The organism is Mesorhizobium waitakense (genome assembly GCF_056431085.1).
Window position 1 is genome coordinate 1 of sequence record NZ_JBWKME010000173.1, and the last position, 2063, is coordinate 2063.

Below are 2063 nucleotides of genomic sequence, written 5' to 3' on the forward strand. Positions count from 1 at the left end.
CGACGTCAAGCAGGACACTGGCAATCGGTGCAGACTGTCAAGATAAGGCGACCAGTTCCTCGCGAGCATAGACCTTGGAGCCGAACGAGCCGGAGAGATCGCGGGCAAGGCGCGAGGGGTGGCCGGTCCAGTGGCCAAGCTCGTGAAAGCAGGTCCTGTAATAGTCGATCTGCTTGAAAAATGCCGGCTGCGGCGGGACCTGAATGCAGTCGCTACCGGGCATGTAGAAGGCGCGTTCGCCGCCGATGCGCAAATCGGCGCCGCTGGAGCGGATGAGCGCTTCGGCCTGCGGGATGATTTCGCGTTCGGGTAGCGGCTCGGCGGCGGCGCGAACATGCTCGGGCAGGCCGTCGCACTGAGCGACATTGAAGACGGTGAAGCGCTTGAGATAGGCAATTGCCCGCGGCTCCTCGCCATCGTCGCTGGCGCGTTCTTTTTCGTCTTTGGGAACAAAGCGGTCGGCATGCACGATGGTCGTGCCGCGCTCGCCCTTGCGGACATTGCCGCCAAGGATCAGCGCCTGCCGGAAGGTCAGCCAGTTCTGGCAGGGATAGCCGCGCTCGATGACGGCGCCCCACAGGATCAGGATGTTGATGCCGGAATAGCAGCGCCCGGTGGCGGCGTTCTTGGGCAGGCCGAGCCCGGCATTGGCCCTGCCCCAAGGCTTGACCCATGGCACGGTGCCGCGTTCCAGCTCGGCGACAATGCGGTCGGTGATCTCCTGATAAAGGCTGGCGCCCGGGCGCCCGCCTGCCCTTGCGTTGGCGCAACGCTTACTGTTTGAACGCATCGTTTTATCCTCCGCTCTTCAATCGCACGCCTTTCCCCGGAAGCGGGGTGGGCGGCGAAACGCGACCGGAAAGGCCCGCCGTCGGAGGCGAACCGCATCCGAAGGACCGGAACGAAGTGGAGGACCCGGAGCGACAGCGAAGGGTTGCGGATTGCCGCGGCGGGCCTAGAAGGGAGTGCCGCCCACCCCGCGCCGCCGGGAAAGGCAGCTAACCCAAGACCGCGCCGGCCAAAGGACGGCGACCATCGGCAGCCGCAAGGCTGCTTTTGCGCCAGGGGGCGAAGCCGGATGGCCGAGACCGCCTGAGCCTGCCGAAGAAAAGCGGGCTCGGTTCACGAGCACCCGGTGCGCGCCAAAGGCGCGCTGGCGCCCAGGTTTGGGAGATCAAGTCGCCAAGCTCAAACCCTATTTCTTCGACGGCCTGATCAAATCGCAGGGATCAAAGCGATCGCCAATCGCCCCAGCACATTCACGCTGGCGCGTTCGATCGCGCCCACCTAGCGCATGATCAAGCTCAGCGCGCGCCGCCAGTTCCTCTTGCGTCAAGTGCTGCTCGTGACCGCGAGGAAAAATGGACGGCCGAGACCGCCTGGGGCCGGCAAAGCAGATCGGGCTCGGTCCGCGAGAACCCTTGCGCGCCAGGCTCGGAACGATTTGCAACAGGATCATCGGGAAGCAGATCCTGTAGTGCCGGACCCGCCCGACCCCTTGTTGAACAACTCTATTCCGATCGAGGATCCAGCAAGGCTGCCGGATCAACCTCAAGCACCTTGGCGAGCTTCTGGACCATATCGATACTGGCACCGTAAACGCCGCGTTCCTGGGCGCTGATGTAGGTGCGGTCGACGCCGGCCTCATGCGCCAGCGCCTCCTGGGACAGTTTCTTTTTGTGTCGGTGCCGGCGAAGATTGCGGGCAAAGACCTTTCGAATCTCAATGCATGAGAGGCCAGCTTCTTATCGAGCATTTCACCACGGAGTATTCTCGACAAAGCGGCGGAGTCACGGGAGAGATTACAAAATGCAAAGGCTAGATTAAATGATCGCGGAGAAGCTGGATGCCGACGACATCGAAGTTCATGGAGCAGCTGGGACAACGGGGCGAACCCGAGACGTCGTTCGGGTGTCGTCAGGCTCTCCGGTCTGGCTGAGCCTCAGCTTTCTTCATGGCGCAAATACTCCTGGGAGGGCTGCTTGGGTTCTCGTTCACTTTGTATGAAATACTGGGGCGAGCATGCTCCTGGGTTCTTATCCGCGTCGGGAGCGGGAAACTCA

1 protein-coding gene and 1 pseudogene are annotated in these 2063 nt (G+C 62.6%); both read right to left on the reverse strand.

Translation table 11 applies throughout. The features are described 5' to 3' along the window. Nucleotides 1-46: 46 nt before the first annotated feature. A pseudogene (locus AC07FD_RS32305) lies at nt 47-790 on the reverse strand (ArdC family protein); the annotation flags it as partial. Between the two features lie 721 nt (nt 791-1511). Next, the gene (locus AC07FD_RS32310) at nt 1512-1727 is read right to left on the reverse strand and encodes a helix-turn-helix domain-containing protein (protein WP_095090521.1); all 216 of its coding nucleotides are present in this window, start codon (nt 1725-1727) and stop codon (nt 1512-1514) included. Nucleotides 1728-2063: the final 336 nt, after the last annotated feature.